Below are 24,942 nucleotides of genomic sequence, written 5' to 3' on the forward strand. Positions count from 1 at the left end.
TCCTCCCGGAAAAGTCATGGCCATCGCTAACCGATGGCCATGACCTGCATCTGAACGGATCGCCGTCACCGCCGATCGGTTTTGCGCTCGATCAAGCCTGACGATTGGCGACCAGATTATCCACTACTGACGGGTCGGCCAGCGTGCTGGTATCTCCTAGCGCCTGCGCCGACACTTCGCCTTCCGCAATCTTACGGAGGATGCGGCGCATGATCTTGCCCGACCGCGTCTTGGGCAGGCCCGGCGCGAACTGGATCGCGTCGGGCGTGGCGATCGGGCCGATCTCGTTGCGGACCCACTGGACCAGCGTCTTGCGCAGCGCGTCATTCGCTTCCTCGCCGCTGTTCAGCGTCACATAGGCGTAGATGCCCTGGCCCTTGATGTCGTGCGGGAAGCCGACCACCGCTGCCTCCGCAACGCTTTCGTGCAGCACCAGCGCGCTTTCGACCTCGGCCGTGCCCATGCGGTGGCCCGACACGTTGATGACGTCGTCAACCCGCCCGGTGATCCAGTAATAGCCGTCGGCATCGCGCCGCGCGCCGTCGCCGGTCGTATATTTGCCGGGGAAGGTGGTGAAATAGGTCTGGAAAAATCGCTCATGATCGCCCCAGACGGTCCGCATCTGCCCCGGCCAGCTCTGCGCGATGACCAGATTGCCTTCCGTCGCGCCGTCCAGCACCTTGCCCTCGCCATCGACGATCTGCGGCACCACGCCTGGCATCGGCAGGGTCGCGGAGCCGGGCTTGAGGTCGGTCGCGCCCGGTGTCGGCGCGATCATCGCCGCGCCCGTCTCGGTCTGCCACCAGGTATCGATGATCGGGCAGCGATCCTCGCCCACGACATGATGATACCAGCGCCAGGCTTCCGGGTTGATCGGCTCGCCCACCGTGCCGAGCAGGCGCAGCGACTTGCGGCTGGTCGAATGGACGAATTCGTCGCCTTCCTTCATCAGCGCGCGCAGCGCCGTGGGAGCGGTGAAGATGGTCTGCACCTGGTGCCGGTCGACCACTTCCCAGATGCGGGCCGGCGTCGGGTAATTGGGCACGCCTTCATACATCAGCGTCGTCGCCCCATTCGCCAGCGGGCCATAGACGATATAGCTGTGGCCCGTGACCCAGCCGATGTCCGCCGCGCACCAGTAGATGTCGCCGGGCCGATAGTCGAAGCACAGTTCATGCGTGAGGGCAGCCCAGAGCAGATAGCCGCCGGTGGTGTGCAGCACGCCCTTGGGCTTTCCGGTGGAGCCGGAGGTGTAGAGGATGAACAGCGGGTCTTCCGCGTTCATCGGCTCGGGCGGGCAATCGGCGTCGACCCCGGCTGCTTCCTCGTGCAGCCACAGGTCGCGGCCATCCTTCATCGTCACCGCGCCGCCGGTGGCCTTGACCACGATGACCTTCTTCACGCTCGGGCATTCGCGCAGCGCCGCGTCGACATTGGTCTTGAGCGGCACCGCCTTGCCGCCGCGTCGCCCCTCGTCGGCGGTGACGACCAGGCTCGAATCGCAATCCTGGATGCGGCCCGCCAGCGCTTCGGGCGAAAAGCCACCGAACACGACGCTGTGGATCGCCCCGATGCGCGCGCAGGCGAGTAGGGCGAAGGCGGCCTCCGGGATCATCGGCAGGTAGATGGTGATCCGGTCGCCCTTTTTCGCGCCCGCACCCTTCAGCACATTGGCAAAGCGGCAGACCTCGGCATGGACCTGGGCATAAGTATAACGGCGCGGCTCGGCCTCGGGCGAATCGGGTTCCCAGATGATCGCGGTCTGGTCGCCCCGTTCGGCCAGATGCCGGTCGATGCAGTTGGCGCTGACGTTGAGCACGCCGTCGGCAAACCATTTCACGCCGAAGTCCGCCTCGGCGAAGCTGCTCTCATTGGTCTTCGTCGGCGGCCTCACCCAGTCCAGACGCTGTGCGCGTTCCAGCCAATAGGCATGGGCGTCGTCAATCGAACGGGCATAATCGGCTTCCCGCGCCGCACGATCCATCAGCGAGCCAGTGGCCCAGCTGTCCGGCACCGGGAAGAAATCGTCAGACATCAGGCATCCTTTCCATGGCGAAACTGTTTTCGCAGCTTCTTCACTTCTCAACTTAGCGCGATCGGGCGCGAGGTCCATGCCGTTTGATGTCGTTCTTTGGGAGAATATCGCCGAAGCCGGCCTCTTTCATTTCCGCAATTTGCCGCTTCCCCGAAAGGCGGGTCGCGCCTAACAGGAATCGTCTATGTGGCTTCTCTATCAATTCCCGCTCTGTCCCTTTTCCCGCAAGGTCCGGCTTCTCCTCGGCGAGAAGGGGGTCGGCTATGATCTGGTGCGCGAATCTCCATGGGCGATGCGCGACGAATTTCTCGATCTGAACCCGGCCGGCACCACGCCGGTCATGGTCGATCAGGAACGCGGCATCACCCTGATCGACAGCCAGGCGATGTGCGAATATTTCGAGGAAACGGTGGAGAAATTCCCGCTCATCTCCGGCACGGCCGCGGGCCGGGCGGAAGTGCGGCGGCTGACCGCCTTCTTCGACCAGAATTTCTACGGCGATGTCGTCGGCCCGCTGCTGCACGAACGGATGAAGAAGCGGCTGGTGGAGCGCGCCTCACCTGACGCCCGCGTCCTGCGCGAGGCGATGAAGCGCGCCAACGTCCATATGGACTACATGGATTATCTGCTCGACCATCGCAGCTGGATGGCGGGCGGAACGCTCAGCCTTGCCGACATCGCGGCGGCGGCGCATCTGTCGGTCGCCGACTATCTGGGCGGCATCGACTGGGCGGGGCATGAGCCGGTCCGGCGTTGGTATGCGGGTTTCAAGTCGCGCCCGTCCTTCCGCCCCCTGCTGTCGGAGCGGATGGAGGTCATCACCCCGCCGCCCCATTATGAAAAGCCGGATTTCTAACGCAAAGACGGCCCGAAGGCTCAGTCGGTTTCCGCCGCCAGATAGACCCGGTTGCGGCCATGTTCCTTGGCCAGGTAGAGCGCCCGGTCGGCGGCCTTGAGCGCGGCGCGCGGGTCTTCATAGGCCAGCACATTGGCCACCCCGGCGGAAAAGCTGACCCGTTCCATCCGCTCGCCATTGGTGCGGTTGACCAGGCTGCGATTGGCCAGATCCTCGCGCACCCCATCGACCGCCTCGCAGGTTTCGGCAGCGGTCTTGCCGCGGAACAGCATGACGAACTCCTCGCCGCCGTGACGGGCGACATGGCAGCGGTCGTTGGATATCTTGGCCAGCAGCCCGGCGACGAACTTGAGCACTCGGTCGCCCGTGTCATGGCCGTGCGTGTCGTTGATATTCTTGAAATGATCGATGTCGCAGAAGGCGACCGACAGCGCTTCCTGCCCGGCCTGCGCCTGGACCAGCTCCTCGCGCAGAACCGCCTCGAATGCGCGGCGGTTGGGCAGGCCGGTCAGATGGTCATGCTCGGCCGCGCGGCGGGCGCTTTCCAGGCTGGATTTCAGCGCCTGGGTCTGTTTTTGATTCTCGCGCAGCTGGCTTTCGACCTGCCGCGTCTTTTCGACCATCGACCGGGTGAGGCCCACCAGGCGGGCCAGCACAGGCTCATTGTCGCGGCCGGCGACCAGATCCTTGGCCTGTTCCTGCAACGCGGCGCCATAGTCCTTGGCGGAATTGCGCGATTCATGCATCAGGCCGGTGAACTGGCTCAGATTCTCCTCGACCTTGTCGAGCATCGTCGCCAGCGATTCGGGTGTGACCTCGTCGGCGCGCTGTTCGGCGGCAAGCGATTCGATCCAGCCGTTGGTGATCTTGCCCCGTTCCATCATCACGGCGCGGATCGCCTTTTCGACGCCGATGTTCGCGCCCGTCAGATAATCCAGCGCGACGCTGAAGTTGATCGGCGTCAGGTCCAGGTCGTGGGCGAACAGGAAATCGCCGATGTCGGCATAGAGCTGGCGGCGCCGGTTGACCTCCCGGTTGGCCGCCCCGCCGGTGCGGGGGCGCTGTTCCATCTCGGCCTCCGGCTCGTCGGACTTGCCGGAAAAGCCCCTGGCCCAGCGCGCCAGCCGATCGGTCAGCCCATGTTGCGGGCTCGCGGATGAAGATATTGCCCCAGTCATGTCCGCTAGAACGACGGCTGCGTAACAAGGTTAAGGGCGCGCCCACAAAGAATCGCGGGCGCAACGAAACTCATATGTCCGCCGCCACCAGCCAGTCGCGGAAGATGCGTACCGATCGGGTCTGGAGCGCGCGGGGGCGGCAGACGAAAAAGTAGCGATAGGGGCTCTCGACATGGATCGGGAACAGCCGCACCAGCCGGGGATCGCCCGATTGCTCGAAATGGCTGGCGTGCATCACCGCTACGCCCAGCCCCTGCGCCGCGGCCTCCAGCATCAGCTGGCCCGAATCATAATTATCGACCGCCAGCGGTTGCAGGTCGGGCAGGCCGGCCGCCTCCTTCCACGCATCGAACGACAGCGCCATGTCGCGGTGAAGCAATATGGTCTGCTGCGCCAGCTCCTCGGGCGACTTGAGCGCTTGAGGGCCTTCGAGCAGCTGACGCCGCCCGATCAGATAGACTTCCTCATGGTCCAGCTCATGGGCGTAGAGCGCCGGGTCGATATCCTTCGACAGCACGATCGCCGCGTCCAGCCCTTCGCCCAGCCGCGCCACCGCATGGGGCGTCGTTTCGATGTCGATATGGAGCTGCGGATGCTGTTGGCGCAGCTGCCCCAGATGGGGAAAGAGCCGCTGCGTCGCGAACAGCGGCATCACCGCCAGCCGCAGGCGCAACTGGTTGCCGCCACTCTGGATATTCTCCAGCGCCTGCGACAGCGAATCGAGCGCGGGCGCGATGTCGTCCAGCAGCCGTTGCCCGTCGGCGTTGATTTCCAGCGCCTGATGCTTGCGGTCGAACAGCGGCCGGCCGATGAACCGTTCCAGCGCCTGGACGCGGCGGCTGAGCGCGGGCGTTGAGAGCGCAAGTTCTTCCGCCGCCGCCTTCACCGAGCCAAGGCGGGCAACCTGAACAAAGGCCTCCAGGGCCGTTAGGGGCGGCAATCTGCGCATAATCCGTCAAAATTCCGAAGCCGATCCGCTGCGCCGCGTCAATTCTCTTTATCGAACGGCGCGCGTTCCGGTTCCAAGCATCCTCTGCGCAATGAGCAGGAAAAAGCGGGAAATGGCAAGATGCATTTTTTGCAACTTGGGGGATTATTTCGCACTTGCAAAAAATTACACCGCAGCGCACATAAAAGGGGCCTTTCAGGCATCCTCTCCTAAAACTTTTCGGGCTGGCCTTCGGGTCGGCCCTTTTTTTGTTCCTTGTTCCCCCGGCACCGGGGTCTTTCCGTTGGCCTCGGCGTTTCCTATCTCGTTACGGAAGGACAAAGACGGGGATGGCTCGTGGCCGATCAGGAAACAACAGGACGCAGGATACAGGTCGCCAATGCGCGGCCGGAGGACGCAGGGCGCGGTCTGGCGCGATTGCCGCTCGCGGTGATGGCCGAACTGCACCTCAGTGAAGGCGATGTCATCGAGATCGCCGGCAAGCGGACCACACCCGCGCGGGTCGTGCGTCCCTACAAGGAAGATGAGGGGCTGGACGTGCTTCGGCTCGACGGCCTGCAACGCGCCAATGCCGGCGTGGGGTCGGGGGATTTCGTTCATATCGAGAAAACCGAGTCCCGTCCGGCCCAGCGGGTGGTCTTCGCACCTGCACAAAACAACCTCCGGCTCCAGGGCAATCCGGACGCTCTGAAGCGCGTTTTCTTCCAGCGCCCTCTGGCCGCCGGCGATGTCGTCGCGACCGCCGGGCAGCAGCAGGTGCCGCCGGGCGACATGCCGCCCCAGTTGCGCCAGATGCTCGCGGCACCTGCCTATGCCTTGCAGGAAATCCGCCTGATCGTCGTGTCGACCACGCCCAAGGGGGTGGTCCATATCGACACGGAGACGGAGGTGGAACTGCGCGCCGAATATGAGGAGCCGCGCGAATCCCGCCGCGCCGATGTCACCTATGACGATGTCGGGGGCATGGCCGACACGATCGACCAGCTGCGCGAGATGGTCGAACTGCCGCTGCGCTATCCCGAACTGTTCGAGCGGCTGGGGGTCGATCCGCCCAAGGGCGTGCTGCTCCACGGCCCGCCGGGCACCGGCAAGACACGCCTTGCCCGCGCCGTCGCCAATGAATCCGAAGCCGAATTCTTCCTCATCAACGGGCCGGAGATCATGGGCTCGGCCTATGGCGAGTCGGAAAAGAAGCTGCGCGAGATTTTCGAGGAAGCGGCCAAGGCCGCGCCGTCGATCCTGTTCATCGACGAAATCGATTCGATCGCGCCGAAGCGCGGCAATGTGACCGGCGAGACCGAAAAGCGCCTCGTCGCCCAGTTGCTGACCCTGATGGACGGGCTGGAGCCGCGCACCAACCTCGTCGTCATCGCGGCGACCAACCGGCCGGAGGCGATCGACGAGGCGCTGCGCCGTCCCGGTCGTTTCGACCGCGAGATCGTGGTGGGGGTTCCCGACGATCGCGGCCGGCGCGAGATTCTGGGCATCCACACGCGCGGTATGCCGCTGGGCGACCGTGTCGACCTGGGCGAGCTGGCCCGCATGACCTATGGCTTCGTCGGCGCCGACCTCGCCGCCCTCACCCGCGAGGCGGCGATCGAGGCGGTGCGCCGCTTCATGCCGCGCCTCAATCTGGAAGAGGGCACGATCCCGCCCGACGTGCTGGAGGAACTCTCCGTCACGCGGGAGGATTTCATGGCCGCGATCAAGCGCGTCCAGCCGTCGGCCATGCGCGAGGTGATGGTGCAGGCGCCCAATATCGGCTGGGCCGACATTGGCGGCCTCGACGATGCGCAGATGCGCCTCAAGGAAGGGGTGGAACTGCCGCTCAAGGATCCGGACGCCTTCCGCCGCATCGGCATCCGCCCGGCCAAGGGCTTCCTGCTCTATGGTCCGCCCGGCACCGGCAAGACCCTGCTGGCCAAGGCGGTGGCGCGGGAGGCGCAGGCCAATTTCATCGCCACCAAGTCGAGCGATCTCCTTTCCAAATGGTATGGCGAGAGCGAGCAGCAGATCGCCCGCCTGTTCGCCCGCGCGCGGCAGGTGGCGCCCACGGTCATCTTCATCGACGAACTGGACAGCCTGGTGCCCGCGCGCGGCGGCGGCCTGGGCGAGCCGGCGGTGACGGAGCGGGTGGTCAATACCATCCTCGCCGAGATGGACGGGCTGGAGGAATTGCAGTCTGTGGTCGTCATCGGCGCGACCAACCGGCCCACGCTGGTCGATCCGGCGCTGCTGCGCCCCGGCCGCTTCGACGAGCTGATCTATGTGCCAGTCCCCGACGAGGCCGGGCGCCGGCATATCCTCTCCATCCACACCAAGAAGATGCCGCTCGCCGGCGATGTCGACCTGGACGTGCTGGCGAAGCGGACCGAACGCTTCACCGGCGCCGATCTCGAAGACCTCTCGCGTCGCGCCGGCCTCATCGCGCTGCGCCAGTCACTGTCGGTGGAAGCGGTCACCATGGCTCATTTCGAAGCGGCGCTGGAGGAAACCCGGGCGTCCGTCACGCCGGAAATGGAGCGGGAATATGAGCAGATCCAGGCGACGCTGAAGCAGAATGCGATGCAGGTCGATCCGATCGGTTTCGTCTCGCCGGGGATGCTGCGAAAGCGGGAGTGACCTGGTTGCCCGGACGGCGGATTGAACCCATCCGCCGTCCGCGCGTTCCCGCCTCATGGCACGCAAAGCCGCTTGCCAGCGGCCACCAATTTTGCGACGCCAAAACCGACAGTCACACAGGCGGATATTGATGGCCTCCATTCCCTTCAAAGATAAGAAGAAATCGGTTGCGACGCGCGGCAGGGCCGCTTCCTTCCTCAGCCAGTGGGGCATGTTCTTCCGCCAGTTCGTGAAGCATCCGGGCATGATCGGCTCGGTCATTCCCTCCTCGCAGACGCTGGTCGACACGATGCTTGACCAGGTCGACTGGAAGCGGACCCGGCTGTTCGTCGAATATGGACCGGGCGTGGGTACCTTCACCCGTCCGATCCTCGACCGGATGCATCCGGACGCAATCCTGCTGGCGATCGATCTCAACCTGGATTTCGTCGCCTTCCTGGAGGCCCAGATCGACGATCCGCGCCTGCGCGTGGTCCATGGGTCGGCCGCCGACGTGCGCCGCTTCATCCGCGAGGCGGGGCATCATCAGGCGGACTATGTGTTGTCGGGCATCCCCTTTTCCACGCTGCCCGATGGCGTGGGCGCGGCGATCTGCGCCGAAACCCGCGCGGCGCTGCGGCCGGGCGGCGAGTTCCTGATCTATCAATATTCGCGCTATGTCCGGCGCCTGCTCGACCCGCTGTTCGGCGCGGTCAGCGACCGGCTGGAGTGGCGCAACATTCCGCCGTGCCGGATGATTCGCGCGGTGAAGGAGGAAATTCTCGCCCAGGCGGCGTGATTTGCTGATCCAGATCAGCCTTTCGATCAATTTAACCATCTGATCCCGCACATCAATTGACTCCGGCCCCCGCTTGCGCGACGCACAGGCGGGGCATTGGGGACAGGCGATGGCATCATCCGCCATGAAGAATGAGGGGTGGGCGGACATTTTCCTGTCCGCCGCGCTCGAACCGCATCTTTGGGCGGATGCGATACAGCAAATGGCGCAGGCTACGGGATCGCGCCATGGCCAGCTTATCGGCTTCGGGCCGGGCGCGGCCGACTTCAACTGGATCAGCGACATCGACCAGAGCGTGTTCGCCAGGACGGCGGCCATCGACCAGGGCGCGCCCGACCTCAATTTCCGCGTCGCGGCTGATCGCCTGCCGGACCGGCCGGACATCGTGCATGAGGCGCATTATGACGTCGCCCGCCAGGCCCTGCGCGCGGACGACTATCTCGACCTTTGTTCGGACTTCGACATTTTCGACGGATGCCAGACACGGCTGCTGGCCGACGCGTCGTCGATGATCGGTCTGGCCCTGCTGCGCGACAGCAAGGACGGCCGCACCAGCCCGGAGCAGCGCGATCTCTTCGCCGCTATCGCCGGCCATGCCCGCACCGCCGTCCGGCTCCAGCAGGCGATCGAGCAACAGGGTTTCGCCCTGCTGGCCGGGACGTTCGAGGCGCTGGATCGGGCCTGCTGGCTGCTCGACGGCACCGGTCGGGTCGGCGGCATGACGCCGCGCGCCGAAACGCTGCTGGCTGGCAGCCGGCTGCGCGTCACCGACGGCTGGCTGGCGAGCGACCGGGCCGACGAAAGCCGCGCCATCCTGCGGTCGATGCGCCGGGTGATCGAGCCTTCCGACCAGCCGGCCGATCCGGTGCCGCTTGCCGATGACAGCGGCGGGGTGGCCATTCTCCTCGAATTCTATCCACTGCCCGCGCGCCCCTGGTCGCTGCCCTTCGCGCCGCGAGCGATCGCGCTGGCGCGGGTGAGCGCGGCGACCGACCGGCATGTGCAACTGCTGATGCGGACCTTCCGCCTGACGCGGGCGGAGGCGGACATCGCGATCCGGCTCGCGGCGGGCCAGAACCGGCGGGAAATTGCGGTCGCGCGCAGCGTCTCGACCGAAACGCTCAAGGTCCAGTTGCGCAGCATCTACGACAAGACCGGGTGCAGCCGCGAAGCCCAGCTGGTACGGCTGGTCGGCCTGATCATTCATTAGGCGCATTTGTCGCTCGACCTTGATCGACATCAAGGAAAAACGGCCAGGATTTTTTAACCTTACCCCTGCCGGGGTATGCGCGCCGCCGCTCGGCCCGCTAGCACTGGTCCATGGCAGCTTCGCCTGCCCGCTGGCGGCCGGATCATATGCGACCCGTGATCCGGTCGCTGGCAACCCTGGTTGCGCCGGCCCGCGCCCATCACGCCCCTTTGGCTTCCCCCGCTTTCATGCTAAGCCGCCGCCCGATTGGATGGCGAGACCCTTGATGAACGACCTGACCCAGACTCCCGAGATGCTGATCGCGATGCTAGGCGCGCGTGCGCGCGGCGCCGCCGCCGTGATCGCGCGGGCCAGCGACGCGCAAAAGGCCGATGCGCTCCGCCTCGCCGCCCAGGCGCTTCGGGATCAGGCGCCGGCGATCATCGCCGCCAATGCCCGCGACATGGAAAATGCCGCGGCCAACGGCCTGTCGCCCGCCATGCTCGACCGGTTGAAGCTGGACGAGGACCGGATCGCCGGGGCTGCGGCCGGCGTGGAGCAGGTCGCCAGCCTCGCCAATCCGCTCGGCAGCGTGATCGACACGCAGGTCCGCCCCAACGGGCTGGAGCTGTCGCGCGTGCGGGTGCCGCTCGGCGTGATCGGCATCATCTATGAAAGCCGTCCCAATGTGACCGCCGACGCCGCTGCCCTCTGCCTGCGCGCGGGCAATGCCGTCATCCTGCGCGGCGGCAGCGAGGCGAAGGAAAGCAACCGTGCCATCCACGCCGCCATGATCGAGGGCATCGTCGCCGCCGGCCTGCCCGCCGACGTCGTCCAGTTGGTCCCGACGACCGATCGCGCGGCGGTGGGCGCGCTGCTCAAGGCGTCGGAGTTCGTCGACCTGATCGTGCCGCGCGGCGGCAAGAGCCTGGTCGCGCGCGTGCAGGAAGAGGCGCGCGTGCCCGTGCTGGCCCATCTCGACGGCATCAACCACAGCTATGTCGATGGCGCGGCCGACCCCGCCATGGCGGAAAAGCTGGTGGTCAATGCCAAGATGCGTCGCACCGGCATCTGCGGATCGACCGAGACGGTCCTGATCGACCGCGCTTATGGTTCGGCCCCCGCGCTGGTGCAGGCTCTGCTCGACGCCAGGTGCGAAGTGCGCGGCGACGAAGCCGTGCAGGCGATGGACGCTCGCGTGAAGCCGGCTTCCGACGAGGATTGGGACACGGAATATCTCGACGCCATCGTGTCGATCCGTCTCGTCGATGGCGTGGAGGAGGCGATCGCCCATATCGCCGCCCATGCCAGCCATCATACCGACGCGATCATCACCGAGGATCCGGCGGTCGCGGACCATTTCCTGGGCGCCGTCGACAGCGCGATCGTGATGTGGAACGCCTCCACCCAGTTCGCCGACGGCGGCGAGTTCGGGCTGGGCGCGGAAATCGGCATCTCCACCGGCCGCCTCCACGCGCGCGGCCCGGTAGCGCTCGAAGGGCTCACCACCTACAAGTGGATCGTCCGCGGCACGGGGCAGACGCGGCCGTAAAGCGCTCGGAGATTGCGGTGAGGGGGCTTACCCCTTCACCACCCCGTCGATCGCCTTCAGCGTCGCCAGCATCGGCCCGACCCACGCCAGCGGCAGCATCACCGGCCCGTCCGACGGCGCATTGTCCGGGTCGTCATGCGCCTCGGCGAAGATCGCCGCGACCCCCGCCGCCACCGCGCTGCGCGCCAGCAGCGGCGCGAACTCGCGCTGCCCGCCCGAAGCCGAGCCGAGGCCGCCGGGCTGCTGCACCGAATGGGTGGCGTCGAAGACGACGGGGTAGCCGGTCTGCGCCATGGTCGGCAGCGCCCGCATGTCGCTGACCAATGTATTGTAGCCGAAACTCGCGCCCCGCTCGGTCAACAGGATGCGCTCATTGCCGGTGGAGGCGACCTTCTGCGCCACCGCCGCCATGTCCCAGGGGGCCAGGAACTGCCCCTTCTTGACGTTGATGACCGCGCCGGTCCGTCCGGCCGCGATCAGCAGGTCGGTCTGGCGGCAGAGGAAGGCGGGGATCTGGAGAATGTCCACCGCCTGAGCCGCCGCCTCCACCTGCTCCGGCCCGTGAATGTCGGTCAGCACCGGACAGCCCAGCGCCGCCTTCACGTCGGCAAGGATCGCCAGCCCCGCGTCGATCCCCACGCCGCGCCGGCCCGACACCGACGTGCGGTTCGCCTTGTCGAAGCTGCTCTTGAAGATGAAGGGCACGCCCGCCTTGCCTGCCGCCGTCGCCAGCGCGTCCGCCATGAACAGCGCATGGTCGCGGCTCTCGATCTGGCAGGGGCCGGAAATCAGGACGAAGGGCAGGTCGTTGCCGATGCGGATCGGGCCGACGGTCACATATTTTTGCGGGACGGGATCGCTCATGCCGCTCACTTGGGCGCTTTGGCGAAGCGGCGCAACAATTGTCCGCGCCACAGCCCCTTGCCGGGGTGATAATTCCAGCAGAACCAGCCGAACGCCAGGCAGGCGAGCAGCGAGGGCAGGGCCATCGGATCGCCATTGGCCTTCATGTGGCGATAAAAGGCCATGTCCGCGCGCCATCGGTCGCGCTCGCTACCGCCGCCATTGATGCCGTACATATTGTCATGCTTCCGGCAACCGACATTGCGGTTGTATTTGCGGTGGTCGATGAAATAGCAGTAATCGCGTTCGGGCGTGGTCATGCGCGCGATTAGGGCGATGCTGTTGGAAAAGTTCAAGCGTAAAGTCTTCTATCTCGGCGGTTTCGACCCACGCGGCGTGCGCTTCTACCACCAGCTCTATCGCGAGCAGGCGGCGCGCCATGCCGCGCTGACCGGGGATGCGATCATGGTCAGCGGCCGGCAGGCCGGACCGGCGGGCGCGGCCGTCTCCGCCCTCTGGCGGGTCGAAAACCCGGCCGCCGGGGTGGAGACCGACTATGAATATCTCCGCTGGGAGGATCTGATCGGCAAGGTCTGGATCCGCAATCCGCTGAGCCTCGCCTGGCGCGCCGCGCGCGCCTATGCGGGGCACGCCCGCCACATGGATTTCCGCCGGATGCGCCGCCTGCGCAAGGGACCGGTCATCACCATCCTCTATCCGCCGATCCTGGCGGTGCTGATCCCGCTGCTGCTGGCGCTGGTTCCGGCGCTCCTCCTCTCGTTGCTGCTGCCCTTCTGGGTCGGCGCGCTGGCCGGCATCGTCGTCAGCGCGCTGCTGTCGGGTCGCATCCTCGCCAAGCTGGTCGTGCCCTGGCTGCTGCGGTTCATGACCTATCATGGCGCGCTGGCGGCAGAGGGTCCGGGCGAGGCGCTGGACGACAGGCTAGACCGCTTCGCCGCCCGCATCGCGGAGCAACTGGACGGCGACTGGGACGAGGTGCAGATCGTCACCCACAGCGCCGGCACGATCCTGGGAATGCGCCTGCTGCGCCGCCTGCTCGCGCTGCGCGGCGGGAGCCTGCCCGACCATGTCGTGCTGCTCGGCCTGGGGCAGGTGGTGCCGGTCATCGGCCTGCGTCGCGACGCCGCCTGGTATCATGACGATCTGCGCGCGCTCGCGGACCGGCATTTCCGCTATGTCGACATCAGCTCGCCGCCCGACGGCGCCGCCTATTACAACGTCAATCCGTTCCGGCTTGTCGCGGATCGCCATGCCGCCCGCGTCGACATGCTATCGCCGCGCTTCCATCTCTTCTACAGGCCGGAAAATTATCATGGCGGCTGGTCCAATAAATATGAGGCGCATTTCGACTATCTGCGCGTGGGCGACAGCCTCTCCCCGCTCGACTTCATCAGCCTGACCGCAGGCCGCCGCACCGTCGACGACGCCGTCGCCGCCTTCAGGATGATCCCGTGACCAATCTCTTCACGCCGCCCTATCCCCGGCCGCCGCGCAGCAAGCGCGGCCTCGTCAAGCGCTTCCTGCGCGGCTGGCACAGCTGGATTCATGTGCTCTTCGACAAGAGCTATACGATGAAGATGGGGGAGATCCGCCTGCCCAGCCGGACCATGTATATCGCCAACGAACTGACCCTCGTGGACCAGATACTGCGCGGCGGCACCGCTTTCCCCAAGCATAGCGAACTGGTCCGCAATCTCGACCCGCTGATCGGCAATTCGGTCTTTTCCGCCAATGGCGCGGATTGGGAAAGCCAGCGCGCGATGGTCAACCCGGCCTTCGCCCATACCGCGCTCGGCCGGTCGATGCCGCTGATGGTCGCGGCGGCCGACGATCTGCTCGCCCGGATCGACGCGGCGGACCGCAACGCGCCGGTCGACATCGACCCGATGATGACCCATGTCGCCGCCGACATCATCTTCCGCACGCTCTTTTCGCAGACGCTGGATGCCGATCGTTCCAACATCATCCACACCGCCTTCGGCCAGTTCCAGCGGCTCGCCCACAGCGCCTCGATGCTGCGTCTCTACGGCATCCCCGCGGGCTGGTTCGAGCGACGGTCGAAAAAGCCCGCCCGCGCCATCCATGACGTGTTCCGTCCGATCGTCGAAGCCCGCTACGAAGCCTTCCACGCGCGCGGGGAAACGCAGCAGCGCGACATCCTCCAGTCACTGATCGAGGTAAAGCATCCCGAAACCGGCGTCCATTTCACCTGCGAACAGGTGATGGAGCAGGTGTCGACCATCTTCCTTGCCGGCCATGAGACATCGGCCAGTACCATGACCTGGGCGCTCTACATGCTGGCCGAATGCGCCCATATCCAGGACCGCGTCCGCGCCGAGGTGGCGGGGGTGGCGGGTGACGCCCCGCTGACCGGTGCGATGCTCAAGGACATGGGCCAGGTCCGCAACATCTTCAAGGAAACGCTGCGCCTTTATCCGCCCGTCTCCTTCTTCCCGCGCGAAGTCACCTGCCCCATGCCGATGCGCGACAAGCAGCTGGAGACCGGCGCGATGCTGGTGGTCGCCCCCTGGCTGACCCAGCGCAACAAGGACAACTGGGCCTGTCCCCACAGCTTCGATCCCGACCGGTTCGACGATCCCGCCAATGCCGACATGGCGAAGCAGGCCTGGTTCCCCTTCGGCCGCGGCCCGCGCGTCTGCGTCGGCGCGGGCTTCGCGCAGCAGGAGGTGATGACCGTCATCGCCTCGGTCGTCCGCCGCTACCGCCTCACCGTTCCCACGGGCTTCAAGCCCGAACCCATCAGCCGCCTCACCATCCGCCCAAGGACCGGGATGCCGCTGCTGTTCGAGCGGGTGGACTGACGGGAAGCGACCACTTGCAGACAATAAGGCGTTCTGTGACGATGTCCGAATGCGGTCATCGCCCTCCATTTTGATAAGCGCTGTTGTGCTGGCATCCTGTGCCCCTAAGCCGGTCGATATAGCTGCCGAGCAATGCTGGTCCGTTTCTGTCGGTGACAAGGTTGAAGGCACGGCCATTCTTTCCGCCTATTCTGGCAGTGAATGTATCGAGTGTGGAGCATCTGTGTCGGGTCATAGCTGCCCCGGCGTGGGCTTTGCGGCGGCTAACGACGCGGTAGATCAAGCCTACGACCGCATTGTGCATGCAGCGCCTGCGGATAATCTCGGTTTTGTGAGCCAAAGAGTTTTCCTATCGGGAGATGTTATTCCCAACGGAGCGACAGGTAAGCCTATGATCCGCGCAACAAAATTGCGCCTCGCGGAACCGAAGTCCGCTAATCCCTGATAATCGCCGAAAGCGGTCGGTCGCCTAACCACCCTATTTTGTCATTCCCGCGCAGGCGGGAACCCATCTCCTGACCTTGCGTCCAGCGCGGCGTTGGGGAGATGGATCCCGGCCTGTGCTGGGATGACCGCGGCGATCAGGCGACATTCTCCTCTTCCGGCGCGACATCGACCATCACCGACAGGCTCTGCCCCGCGCCGCCGACGAACAGGCCATCCATGGGCGCTACATCGGCATAATCCCGCCCCATCGCCACGAACAGATGCCCGTCGCCGGTGATGCAGCCATTGGTCGGATCGAAGCCGATCCACCCGCGCGTCGGCCCGCACCACAGCATCACCCAGGCATGCATGGCGTCCGCCCCCACCAGCCTTGGCATCCCCGGCGGCGGCAGGGTGCGCAGATAGCCGCTGACATAGGCGGCGGGCAGCCCCGCCAGCCGGAGCGCGACCACCATCATATGGGCGAAATCCTGGCACACGCCATGGCGCGCGGCGAAGGCGTCGGCGACCGGGGTGCCCGCGTCGGTGACGCCGGGCTGATAGGCGAACTCCGCCCGGATGCGCCGCGCCAGGTCCAGCCCGGCGGCGATTACCGGCCGGTCGGGCGCCAGCTCCGCGCCGGACCATGCCCCGACCTGCGTCAGCAGCGGGGTGCGCGCCGAAGCGTAGAGATAATGGGCCGGCGCGGCCGGCCCCATGTCGCGGTCCGCCAGCGCCGCCTGCGCCACCGCGCCGATCGTCGGATCATCCGCCTGCGGCTCGATCGCGCCGCCCTGCACCCCGGCGCGGAAGCGGCTTTCGATCGCCAGCTGGCGGATCGGGCTTTCGATCACCAGTCGCGCGACATGCACGGGCCAGCCGCCGGGCCGCGATTCGACCATGGTCGGCGCGGGATCGACCTCCAGCGCATAGTCCGACGTCCATTGCCCCGGCCAGGGCGCGGGCTTCAGCCGCAGGTTGAAACGGGCCAGCCGCACCGGGGCGGCATAATGGATCATGGTCCGGTGCCGGACATGGTAGATCATGCGAGAATGTCCGCGCTCTCGGTCTTGCGAACCTGAAGGAAATAGCGCTGGCCGATCGCATCGGACAGGCCCAGCAGCCGGCTTTCGGCGTCGGCGATGTCGGCTTGCGTCAGCATGTCGCCGGTCAGCGGCGCCAGCCGCGCCACCAGCGCATCGGCCAGCCGTCGCGGCTCCTCCGGCATCCCGTCGGCGCGCAGCGTCGGCAGGGCGGCGACATGCTCGGCCAGCCGCAGCGCCTGCCAGGCGATGGCGCGGGGGTTGACCGGCTCAAGCGCCAGCAGGTCGCGCACCGGCGCCAGCGCCGGCCCGGTCAGATAGCGGGTGCGATAGCTGATCTGGCTGTCCATCAGGTCGAGCAGGACGGTCAGGTCGTCGTCCGACGCCTGGTCGTTGCCGAACAGGCCGATCAGGCGACAGCCATTGATCGCCCGCTCCATCCGCCGGCCCATGTCGTGGAAGCGCCAGCCGTCGGTGCGCCCCATATTCTCCGCCGCCAGCCCCGCCAGCGCCGAAATCCGCTCGATCATCCGCGACGATGCATCGAGCAACGTCTCCGTGACCGCCCCGTCGAAGGCGGGGAGGGGTAGGCGCACCAGCCGCCAGAAATCGCTCGCCAGCCGGTCGCGCAGTCCCTCGCCGATATTGGCGACCACGCCCATCAGCGCACGCACGCTTCCCGGTTGCCGCGCGTCGCCCAGCGCCGTGGCGCACAGCGGGCCGACCGCCGTGCCGACCGATCCGGCATTGCCCGGCACCGCGCCCCACAGCGCCAGCTGCGCCACCAGCCGGGCCATGGTGGGGCTCGCCAGCGAGGGGCCCAGGTCCGCCTCGATCGACCCGCCGGCGATGGCGCGGATCAGGCGCAGCGTCATTTCCGCCCGCTCGATATAGCGGCCCAGCCAGAAGAGATTGTCCGCCGCCTTCGCTGGCAACATGCCGCCGATCCGCCGGATCGCGGGTGTGCCGCCGCCCAGCAGGCTGTCGGGCGGGGCCGGCTTGCTGTCGATCACGCACATGTCCGCCGACATGTCGCCCTGGCCCATCAGAGCGGCGCGAATGTCGCCATGGCCCGCCAGCCGCGCGAAGGCGCCGGGCATCACCCGCCACTGGCCCGCGCCGTCGCGCGCCACGAAGATGCGCAGCGTGAAGGGCAGGGGCGCCAGCCGCCCGTCGATCACCGCCGGCGTGGTGGACAATTTCACCAGCTCCTGCCCGACATAGTCCATCGGCCGCCGCGCCATCGCCTCCAGCAGCGCCGCGCGCTGCGCCGCGTCCAGCGACGCGCCGGGAATGAAATGCTTGCCCGGCAGTCCGGCGACATCCTGGTCGAAGGCGGACCCGACCACCAGCGTGTCGAGCCGTGCGCGCACATGGTCGCGCTCGCGCTTCTGGCCGCACCACCAGGTGGCGATATTGGGCAGGATCAGCTCCGCCCCCAGCACGGCCTTCGCCAGCTGCGGCAGGAAAGCGGCGAAGGCGCGCGATTCGATCACCCCCGCGCCCGGCCAGTTGCTGACCATCAGCCCGCCGCGCGCGCAGGCGTCATACAGGTCGGCCACGCCGATCCGCGACTTGTTGTCGAACGCCAGCGGATCGAGGAAGCGGCTGTCCATCCAGCGCCACAGGCCATCGACCCGCTTCAGACCCTGGATCGTCCGCACGAACAGCCGCCCGTCCGACACGATCAGGTCGTCGCCCTCGACCAGCATCAGGCCCAGATAGCGGGCCAGATGCGCCTGTTCGGCATAGCTCTGGTTGAAGCGTCCCGGCGTCAGCAGCCCGATGCGCGGGTCGGACCGCGCGCAGTCGGCCGCCAGCCCCCGCCGCAGTTCGGAAAAGAAGGGGGCCAGCCGCCGCGTGTTCATCGCACCGAGCAGGTCGCCGGTGGCGCGCGAGAGCGCCAGCCGGTTTTCCAGCGCATAGCCGACGCCGACGGGCGTGCGTACCCGGTCGGCCAGCACCCGCCATTCGCCATTGGGACCGCGCCCGATGTCGGCGGCGTAGAAATGGAGATGATGGCCGCGCGGCGGCGGCGTGCCGGTCATCACCCGCCAATAATGGGGGCTGCCGGTGACGATGCTGGCCGGCAGCTTGCCCTCGCGCACCAGCGACTGGGTGGAATAGATGTCGGCGATCACCCGTTCCAGCAGCTGCGCGCGCTGGGTCAGGCCGCTTTCGATATGCGCCCATTCCTTGGCGCCGATCAGCAGCGGAACCGGGCCGAGCGGCCAGTCGCGTTCCTGCTCGTCGCCGGTCAGGCGAAAGGCGAGGCCCAGGTCCAGCGCCTGCCGCGCGACATGGTCGGCCAGCGTCGCGGGATCGCCCTTCGCCTGGGTCGAAAGCCGCGCCAGCATGGCGCGCCAATGCGCCGCCATCTCCGGCGATGCGCCCGCGAACAGGTCGCCGGTCGGCGCGGCGGCCAGATAGGCGTCGGCCCAGTCTAGTCGGATTTCGGTATCCACCGGATCACCCTTAGCCGCCCGGATGCCGGAACCGCAAATCGAGCGTCATCGGAAATTCGCCGGGCGTTTCGGCGGCCGGCATCTCGACCGGCCCCGGCGTATGGCCATGATCCTGGAACCGCGCCTTGCGCCGCGATTCCGCCTCATATCCGTTGACCGGCAGCGTGTCGTAGTTGCGCCCGCCCGGATGCGCGACATGATAGACGCAGCCGCCCAGCGAACGGCCGCTCCAGCTGTCCAGTATGTCGAACGTCAGCGGCGCATTGACCGGCAGGTTGGGGTGCAGGCAATTGGCCGGCGCCCACGCCTTGTAGCGGACGCCGCCCACGCCTTCGCCCGGCACCGCCGTGGCCGACATCGGCACCTGCCGGCCGTTGCAGGCGACGATATGCCGCCCCGCGACCAGCCCCGTCGCGCGCACCTGCAACCGCTCGGTCGAACTATCGACATAGCGCACCGTGCCGCCGATCGCGCCGGTCTCGCCCAGCACGTTCCAGGGTTCCAGCGCATGGGTGATCTCCAGCCCCACGCCGCCCGCATCCACCGTGCCATGAATGGGGAAGCGGAACTGGCGCTGCGCCTCGAACCAGTTGGGATCGAACGCATAGCCCGCCCCTTTCAGGTCGCCCAGCACTTCCAGGAAATCGGCCCAGACGAAATGGGGCAGCATGAACCGGTCGTGCAGCGCCGTGCCCCAGCGCACCAGCCCGCCCTGTTGCGGCTGGCGCCAGAACCAGGCGGTGAGCGCGCGGATCAGCAATTGCTGGGCCAGGCTCATCCGCGCCTCGGGCGGCATTTCGAAGCCGCGAAACTCCAGCAGCCCCAGCCGCCCGGTCGGCCCGTCGGGGGAGAACATCTTGTCGATGCAGATTTCGGTACGGTGGGTGTTGCCGGTCACGTCGACCAGCAGGTTGCGCAGCAGCCGGTCGACCAGCCAGGGCGGCGGCAACCGGTCCACGCCCTCCTTCATCGGATCGGGCACCTGCGCCAGCGCGATCTCCAGCTCGTACAGGCCGTCATGCCGCGCCTCGTCGATGCGCGGCGCCTGGCTCGTCGGCCCGATGCACAGGCCTGAGAACAGGTAGGAGAGCGAGGGATGCCGTTGCCAGTAGAGGACGAAGCTCTTGAGCAGGTCGGGCCGCCGGATGAAGGGCGAATCATCCAGGCTCGGCCCGCCCAGAACGATATGATTGCCCCCGCCGGTCCCGACCGACCGGCCGTCGACCATGAACTTGTCGGCGGTCAGCTGGCATTCGCGCGCGGCGGCATAGAGGCGCTCGGTAATATCGACCGTCTCGTTCCAGCTGCCGGCGGGATGGACGTTGACCTCGATCACGCCGGGATCGGGCGTGGCCTTGAGCACATTCAGGCGCGGGTCGGGGGGCGGGGCATAGCCTTCGATCCGCACCGGGCTACGGGTCGTCTCGGCCACCGCCTCGACCTGCGCGATCAGCTCCAGATAATCTTCCAGCGCCTCGACCGGCGGCAGGAAGACCGACAGATAATGGCCGCGCGGCTCGACCGTGATGGCGGTACGCACCGCGCCCTCGATCAGCACCTGCTCGACCCGCTCCTGCCGCGCGGCGCCGCCCTCGACATCACCGACCCGCTGCACCGCCTGGGCCATGGCCTGCGCCTGGACCTCCTCGCGCGTCGCCGGCTCGGTCACCTGCGCGCGATAGTCGGGCAATGGCCCGCGCGGCTCGCTGGTGTCGCGCGGATGGATATAGGGATAGTCGGACGGCGGCACATAGGGCAGCGACCCCAGCGGTAGGCGGTACCCCAGCGCCGAATCCCCCGGCACCGCGAACAGCCTGCCCCGGCGCAGCTGCCAGATCTCGCTCTGCCAGCGCGGCGTGGCGACCTGGCTCTGCCAGCGCTGCACCGGCAGCACATAGCCCACCGGCTGGTCCAGCCCGCGCTCGAACGCCTTGACCATCCGCGCCCGCGCCTCGGGATCGCTGATCTCGGGCGCTTCCGGGCTGGTGTTGATCGGCAGTTCCGCTTCCTTGACCGCCCACACCGCCGGGTCTTCATAGACGGCGTGGGTATAGTCGGCGGAAAAGCCCATATTGCCGGCAAGGGCGGCAAGGAAAGCCTGCGCATCCGCCGCGCTCACCGCGCGCGCCCCTTCCGGCGGCTCGTCATTGGCGATCAGCGCCGCGTCGCGCCACAGCGGCACGCCATCCTTGCGCCAATAGACCGCATAGGCCCAGCGCGGCAGGCTTTCGCCCGGATACCATTTGCCCTGCCCATGGTGCAGCAGGCCGCCCGGCGCGAAGTCGTCACGCAGCTTGCGGATCAGCCGGTCGGCGAAGGCCGCCTTGGTCGGCCCCACCGCATCGCCATTCCATTCACCCGCATCGCCGCCATCCTCCGCGACGAAGGTCGGCTCGCCCCCGGTGGTCAGGCGCACGTCCTGGCGCTCCAAATCGGCGTCCACCTGCGCGCCCAGCGCCATCACCGCGTCCCAGCGGGCGTCGGTGAAGGGCCTGGTGATCCGCACCGCCTCGGCGATGCGCGACACGCTCATGGCGAAATTGAAGTCGACCTCGGCCGGCTCGGCCATGCCGCTGATCGGCGCGGCGGAGCGATAATGGGGCGTGGCGCAGAGCGGGATATGGCCCTCGCCCGCGAACATGCCGCTGGTCGCGTCCAGCGCCACCCAGCCCGCGCCCGGCACATAGGCCTCGGCCCAGGCATGGAGGTCCACCACGTCCTGCGTCACGCCCTTGGGACCGTCCAGCGGCTCGACGTCCGCGACCAGCTGGATGGAATAGCCCGACACGAACCGCGCGGCGAAGCCCAGCCGGCGGAGCAGCTGCACCAGCAGCCAGGCCGAATCGCGGCACGACCCCGTGCCGATGTCCAGCGTCTCCTCCGGGCTTTGCACGCCCGCTTCCATGCGGATGACATAGCCGACCCGCTGTTGCAGCCGCCGGTTCACCTCCACCAGGAAATCGACGGTGCGGCTGGTGCGCCCGTCATATTCGGCCACCAGCGCGTCGAACAGCGGCCCCTGATCCTCCAGGTCGAAATAGGCGGCCAGGTCGGTCCGGAGCTGCTCGTCATAGGCGAAGGGATAGTCCTCCGCATAAGGTTCGACGAAGAAGTCGAAGGGATTGATGATGTCGAGGTCGGCGAGCAGGTCGACCTGGATGGAGAAATGATCGACCGGCTCGGGAAAGACGATCCGCGCCAGCCAGTTGCCGTGCGGGTCCTGCTGCCAGTTGAGGAAATGGCCCGCCGGTTCGATCTTCAGCGCATAATTGGGCACCTTGGTCCGGCTGTGCGGCGCGGGACGGAGGCGGATGACCTGCGGGCCGAGCCGGATCGGACGGCTGTAGCGGTAGGCGGTGAGGTGGTGCAGCGCGGCCTTGAGCATATGCCGATCAAACGCCACCCCTTGCTGCAATGCAACAGCAATCGGCGTGCGGGGCAGAAGATTCCTCTCCGACATGATCCCCCCTCGAAGGGAAGGGGGACTGTCGAAGGCGGTGGAGGGGGCCGAACTACCTCGGCGTGCCCTTTCCGTCAGGCCGTAGGGCTCATTGCTCCTCCAGCCTCTGGCTGAAATAGACCATCTGCATCGCCTGCAACCGCGCGCCCTGCTCGATGTCGGCGTCGCCTGCATGGCCGCCGGCCGTGTCCTCGTAGAAATGATAGGGGATGCCATAGTCCTTCAGCCGCGCTGCGAACTTGCGGGCATGTTGCGGCCCGACGCGGTCGTCCTTGGTCGTCGTCCAGATATAGGGGGTGGGATATTTCACCCCCTTGCGGATATTGGCATAGGGCGAAATCGTCTCCAGAAACGCCTTTTCCTCCGGCACCGACACGCTGCCATATTCGTCGACCCAGGATGCCCCGGCCGCGATCTGCTCGTACCGGATCATGTCGAGCAACGGCACCTGGATCACTACCCCGTTCCATAGCTCGGGATGCTGGTTGAACGCGACCCCCATCAACAGCCCGCCATTGGACCCGCCATAAATGCCGAATTTCCTGGGGCTGGACAGTTTCCGCGCGAAAATATCCTGCGCCACCGCCGCGAAATCATCATAGATGATCTGGCGCTTGGTTTTCAGCCCCGCCTCATGCCAGGCCGGGCCGAACTCGCCGCCGCCCCGGATATTGGCGAGCACGAAGCTGTTACCCCGCTCCAGCCACAGCTTGCCGGTGATCGCGGCGTAGCTGGGCGTCATCGGCACCTCGAAGCCGCCATAGGCGGTCATGATCGTCGGCGTGGACCCATCCTTCTTCATGTCCTTCCGGTGGACGATGAAATAGGGGACTTTCGTCCCGTCGGTCGACGTCGCCTCATACTGCTCGACCACAAGGCCCGTCGCATCGAAGCGCGCCGGCATCGCCTTCACCTGAACAGGCTTCGGATCGGCCGCATCCATCGCCCAGAGGGTCGTCGGCGCCAGGAAACCGGCGACCGACAGATAGGCCGTGTCGCTCTTGTCGGTCGCGCTCGCGATGGAGATGGTGGCATTGTCGGGCAGCGCCACCGGCCTGCTGGTCCAGCCCGCCGCGCCCCCATCTACCTTCTTGGGTGTCAGCACCTGCACCCGCCCGCGCACATTGTCGTTGATCGCCAGGATCACATGGCCCTTCGTCGCCGTCACGCCGTCGATCGACTGGCGCGCATCGGGCGCGAACAGGATGTGCGGCTTCAGCACCTCGCCCGACTGCAGCGCCTTGAGCGGCACGGCGGCCAGAGCGCCCGCAGGCACGGTCATACCACCGCTCGTCCACGCTTCGCTCGTCTGGATCAGCACCTGCCCATCGACCATGGCCTGCACATTGCTCTTGGTCGGCAGCGGCAGCCTCTTCACGCCGCCATCCGTCACCAGATAGGTCTCGTTGCCGAAGAAGGTGACGCCGCGATAGAGGAAGGCCGCCCGGTTGCCCGATCCGTCGGTCAGGATGATCGGATAGGTGCCGACCTGATCGCTGGCCTCGCCGCGATACACCTCCTCCGCCGCCGACAGCGCCGCGCCGCGCTTCAATGTCTTCATGACGAAGGGATAGCCCGACTTGGTCATGGACCCTTCGCCCCAGTCGCGCGCGATCAGGAGCGTGTCCTGGTCCAGCCAGTCCACATTCTGCTTGGAGGTGGGAATATCGAACCCGCCCTTGACGAACTGGCCCGTCTCCAGGTCGAACTCGCGCAGCGTGACGGCATCCTCGCCGCCATCGGACAGGTTGACGAGCACCAGCCGCTCCTCGGGATCGAGGATGGTCGCGCCCTTCCACACCCATTTCCTGCCTTCCGCCTTCGACAGCGCGTCCAGGTCCAGCACCGTCGTCCAGCGCGGCGCGTCGGTCGCATAATCGGCTTCGCTCGTGTAGCGCCAGATGCCCTGCGGATGATCGGCGTCGCGCCAGAAATTATAGATGCGGCCATGGACCAGCATCGGCATGGCGATCCGGTCCTTGGCCGACGCGATGGCCAGGGCATCGCTGTAATAACCGGCATAGCGCGGATCATTCCGGAAGGCGGCGACCGTCGCCTTGTTCTCCGCCTCCACCCACTGCATCGCGCGCGGGCCGGTCCAGTCCTCCAGCCATACGAACGGATCGTCGGCGGCATCGGAGGGCGGGGAGGGCGGCGCACCGGCGCCGGTCAGCAGGGCAGCGGAAACCAAGCTCAAAATCCTTTTCTTCATGTCCGTCCGGTCCCCCCGCCCATCATCCGACCCCGCCGGTAACGGCGCCGCAGCAGCGCGCCCGCCGCCAGTAAGGGTAACGCCGCCAGCATCAGGACGATCCCGATCAGGCTGGGCGACCATCCGAAGATCGCGTGGACACCGAAGGCCGAGGGCGCCATCAGCGCCAGGAAGCCCGCCGTCAGCAGCCACAATCCCCAGCGCCGCGGCCGCACCGCCACCATCCGCATCTCGTGCCGCAGCGCCTTGCGCCCAGCCTTGGTGGACAGATCGGGTCGCGAAAGATCGGGGCGGGGATGATCCGACATAGATGCTGGACCTTGTGCCGTTTCGCCCCTATCCTGTCCAGCATCCCCGGGGGACCGTCCACAGACGGTTGAGAGGCGGCTGATGTGGCTGCGACCCGCTGAACCTGATCCGGTTGACACCGGCGTAGGGAGGGAGCGCGCCGTGACACCGCCCGCACTCTCTTTCCGCCCGAAGGAGAGTTA

At 66.9% G+C, this 24,942-nt stretch carries 17 protein-coding genes and 1 riboswitch; of the genes, 7 read left to right on the forward strand and 10 right to left on the reverse strand.

Annotated elements, in window-relative coordinates:
- Positions 1–91: 91 nt before the first annotated feature.
- Positions 92–2,035, reverse strand: coding sequence for an acetate--CoA ligase (acs, locus tag K3M67_RS15350; protein ID WP_285831907.1), 1,944 nt, complete (start codon positions 2,033–2,035; stop codon positions 92–94).
- A gap of 184 nt (positions 2,036–2,219) precedes the next feature.
- Here acs and K3M67_RS15355 point away from each other — a divergent pair, with 184 nt between their 5' ends.
- Positions 2,220–2,891 carry a glutathione S-transferase family protein gene (locus K3M67_RS15355; protein WP_066864876.1) on the forward strand — a complete coding sequence of 224 codons (672 nt, stop codon included), beginning with the start codon at positions 2,220–2,222 and terminating at the stop codon, positions 2,889–2,891.
- 20 nt (positions 2,892–2,911) lie between these two features.
- Here the strand turns inward: K3M67_RS15355 and K3M67_RS15360 are convergent, their stop codons facing one another.
- The gene (locus K3M67_RS15360; protein WP_285831908.1) at positions 2,912–4,069 is read right to left on the reverse strand and encodes a GGDEF domain-containing protein; all 1,158 of its coding nucleotides are present in this window, start codon (positions 4,067–4,069) and stop codon (positions 2,912–2,914) included.
- Positions 4,070–4,139: 70 nt separating this feature from the next.
- Positions 4,140–5,018, reverse strand: a complete 879-nt coding sequence (locus K3M67_RS15365) for a LysR substrate-binding domain-containing protein (protein WP_066864870.1) — start codon at positions 5,016–5,018, stop codon at positions 4,140–4,142.
- Positions 5,019–5,354: 336 nt separating this feature from the next.
- On the opposite strand from K3M67_RS15365, the gene K3M67_RS15370 reads away from it, so the two are divergent.
- The 4 genes from K3M67_RS15370 (at position 5,355) to K3M67_RS15385 (ending at position 11,159) form a co-directional block, all read left to right on the forward strand.
- Positions 5,355–7,640 (forward strand): CDC48 family AAA ATPase, encoded by a 2,286-nt coding sequence (locus K3M67_RS15370; RefSeq protein WP_285831909.1) that lies wholly within the window; start codon positions 5,355–5,357, stop codon positions 7,638–7,640.
- Positions 7,641–7,770: 130 nt separating this feature from the next.
- Positions 7,771–8,418, forward strand: coding sequence for a class I SAM-dependent methyltransferase (locus K3M67_RS15375; protein WP_066864864.1), 648 nt, complete (start codon positions 7,771–7,773; stop codon positions 8,416–8,418).
- Between the two features lie 109 nt (positions 8,419–8,527).
- Positions 8,528–9,628 (forward strand): helix-turn-helix transcriptional regulator, encoded by a 1,101-nt coding sequence (locus tag K3M67_RS15380; protein WP_066864861.1) that lies wholly within the window; start codon positions 8,528–8,530, stop codon positions 9,626–9,628.
- A 265-nt stretch (positions 9,629–9,893) separates the two neighbouring features.
- Positions 9,894–11,159 carry a glutamate-5-semialdehyde dehydrogenase gene (locus K3M67_RS15385; protein WP_285831910.1) on the forward strand — a complete coding sequence of 422 codons (1,266 nt, stop codon included), beginning with the start codon at positions 9,894–9,896 and terminating at the stop codon, positions 11,157–11,159.
- Positions 11,160–11,186: 27 nt separating this feature from the next.
- On the opposite strand, the gene kdsA is transcribed toward K3M67_RS15385, so the two are convergent.
- Entirely contained in the window at positions 11,187–12,023 is an 837-nt protein-coding gene (gene kdsA, locus K3M67_RS15390) for a 3-deoxy-8-phosphooctulonate synthase (RefSeq protein WP_066864856.1), read from the reverse strand.
- A 5-nt stretch (positions 12,024–12,028) separates the two neighbouring features.
- Positions 12,029–12,322, reverse strand: a complete 294-nt coding sequence (locus tag K3M67_RS15395) for a hypothetical protein (protein WP_066864853.1) — start codon at positions 12,320–12,322, stop codon at positions 12,029–12,031.
- 22 nt (positions 12,323–12,344) lie between these two features.
- Here K3M67_RS15395 and K3M67_RS15400 point away from each other — a divergent pair, with 22 nt between their 5' ends.
- Entirely contained in the window at positions 12,345–13,478 is a 1,134-nt protein-coding gene (locus tag K3M67_RS15400; RefSeq protein WP_353051181.1) for a hypothetical protein, read from the forward strand.
- Positions 13,475–14,845, forward strand: coding sequence for a cytochrome P450 (locus tag K3M67_RS15405; protein ID WP_066864850.1), 1,371 nt, complete (start codon positions 13,475–13,477; stop codon positions 14,843–14,845). Before K3M67_RS15400 ends, K3M67_RS15405 begins: the two co-directional genes overlap by 4 nt.
- 581 nt (positions 14,846–15,426) lie before the next feature.
- Here the strand turns inward: K3M67_RS15405 and K3M67_RS15410 are convergent.
- From K3M67_RS15410 to K3M67_RS15430, 5 genes are all read right to left on the reverse strand, one after another.
- Positions 15,427–16,317, reverse strand: coding sequence for a transglutaminase family protein (locus tag K3M67_RS15410; RefSeq protein WP_285831912.1), 891 nt, complete (start codon positions 16,315–16,317; stop codon positions 15,427–15,429).
- The gene (locus K3M67_RS15415) at positions 16,314–18,779 is read right to left on the reverse strand and encodes a circularly permuted type 2 ATP-grasp protein (protein WP_285831913.1); all 2,466 of its coding nucleotides are present in this window, start codon (positions 18,777–18,779) and stop codon (positions 16,314–16,316) included. Before K3M67_RS15415 ends, K3M67_RS15410 begins: the two co-directional genes overlap by 4 nt.
- 10 nt (positions 18,780–18,789) lie before the next feature.
- Complete coding sequence (locus K3M67_RS15420) at positions 18,790–22,164, reverse strand: transglutaminase family protein (protein ID WP_285832953.1); 3,375 nt, start codon at positions 22,162–22,164, stop codon at positions 18,790–18,792.
- Between the two features lie 163 nt (positions 22,165–22,327).
- Positions 22,328–24,451, reverse strand: a complete 2,124-nt coding sequence (locus tag K3M67_RS15425) for a prolyl oligopeptidase family serine peptidase (RefSeq protein WP_285831914.1) — start codon at positions 24,449–24,451, stop codon at positions 22,328–22,330.
- A complete protein-coding gene (locus tag K3M67_RS15430; RefSeq protein WP_285831915.1) occupies positions 24,448–24,759 on the reverse strand; it encodes a hypothetical protein in 312 nt (103 codons plus the stop codon). The genes K3M67_RS15425 and K3M67_RS15430 overlap by 4 nt, the downstream gene beginning before the upstream one ends.
- Positions 24,760–24,796: 37 nt before the next feature.
- A riboswitch (TPP riboswitch) is annotated at positions 24,797–24,907 on the forward strand.
- The last annotated feature ends 35 nt before the right edge of the window (positions 24,908–24,942 follow it).

Source organism: Sphingobium sp. V4, assembly GCF_029590555.1.
Lineage (GTDB): Bacteria > Pseudomonadota > Alphaproteobacteria > Sphingomonadales > Sphingomonadaceae > Sphingobium.

What these genes read in the sequence shown, in the direction of transcription:
- acs (WP_285831907.1), bottom strand. Translation starts at nt 2,035, where the DNA reads ATGTCTGACGATTTCTTCCCGGTGCCGGACAGCTGGGCCACTGGCTCG.
- K3M67_RS15355 (WP_066864876.1), top strand. Translation starts at nt 2,220, where the DNA reads ATGTGGCTTCTCTATCAATTCCCGCTCTGTCCCTTTTCCCGCAAGGTC.
- K3M67_RS15360 (WP_285831908.1), bottom strand. Translation starts at nt 4,069, where the DNA reads ATGACTGGGGCAATATCTTCATCCGCGAGCCCGCAACATGGGCTGACC.
- K3M67_RS15365 (WP_066864870.1), bottom strand. Translation starts at nt 5,018, where the DNA reads ATGCGCAGATTGCCGCCCCTAACGGCCCTGGAGGCCTTTGTTCAGGTT.
- K3M67_RS15375 (WP_066864864.1), top strand. Translation starts at nt 7,771, where the DNA reads ATGGCCTCCATTCCCTTCAAAGATAAGAAGAAATCGGTTGCGACGCGC.
- K3M67_RS15380 (WP_066864861.1), top strand. Translation starts at nt 8,528, where the DNA reads ATGGCATCATCCGCCATGAAGAATGAGGGGTGGGCGGACATTTTCCTG.
- K3M67_RS15385 (WP_285831910.1), top strand. Translation starts at nt 9,894, where the DNA reads ATGAACGACCTGACCCAGACTCCCGAGATGCTGATCGCGATGCTAGGC.
- kdsA (WP_066864856.1), bottom strand. Translation starts at nt 12,023, where the DNA reads ATGAGCGATCCCGTCCCGCAAAAATATGTGACCGTCGGCCCGATCCGC.
- K3M67_RS15395 (WP_066864853.1), bottom strand. Translation starts at nt 12,322, where the DNA reads ATGACCACGCCCGAACGCGATTACTGCTATTTCATCGACCACCGCAAA.
- K3M67_RS15410 (WP_285831912.1), bottom strand. Translation starts at nt 16,317, where the DNA reads ATGATCTACCATGTCCGGCACCGGACCATGATCCATTATGCCGCCCCG.
- K3M67_RS15420 (WP_285832953.1), bottom strand. Translation starts at nt 22,164, where the DNA reads ATGCTCAAGGCCGCGCTGCACCACCTCACCGCCTACCGCTACAGCCGT.
- K3M67_RS15425 (WP_285831914.1), bottom strand. Translation starts at nt 24,451, where the DNA reads ATGAAGAAAAGGATTTTGAGCTTGGTTTCCGCTGCCCTGCTGACCGGC.
- K3M67_RS15430 (WP_285831915.1), bottom strand. Translation starts at nt 24,759, where the DNA reads ATGTCGGATCATCCCCGCCCCGATCTTTCGCGACCCGATCTGTCCACC.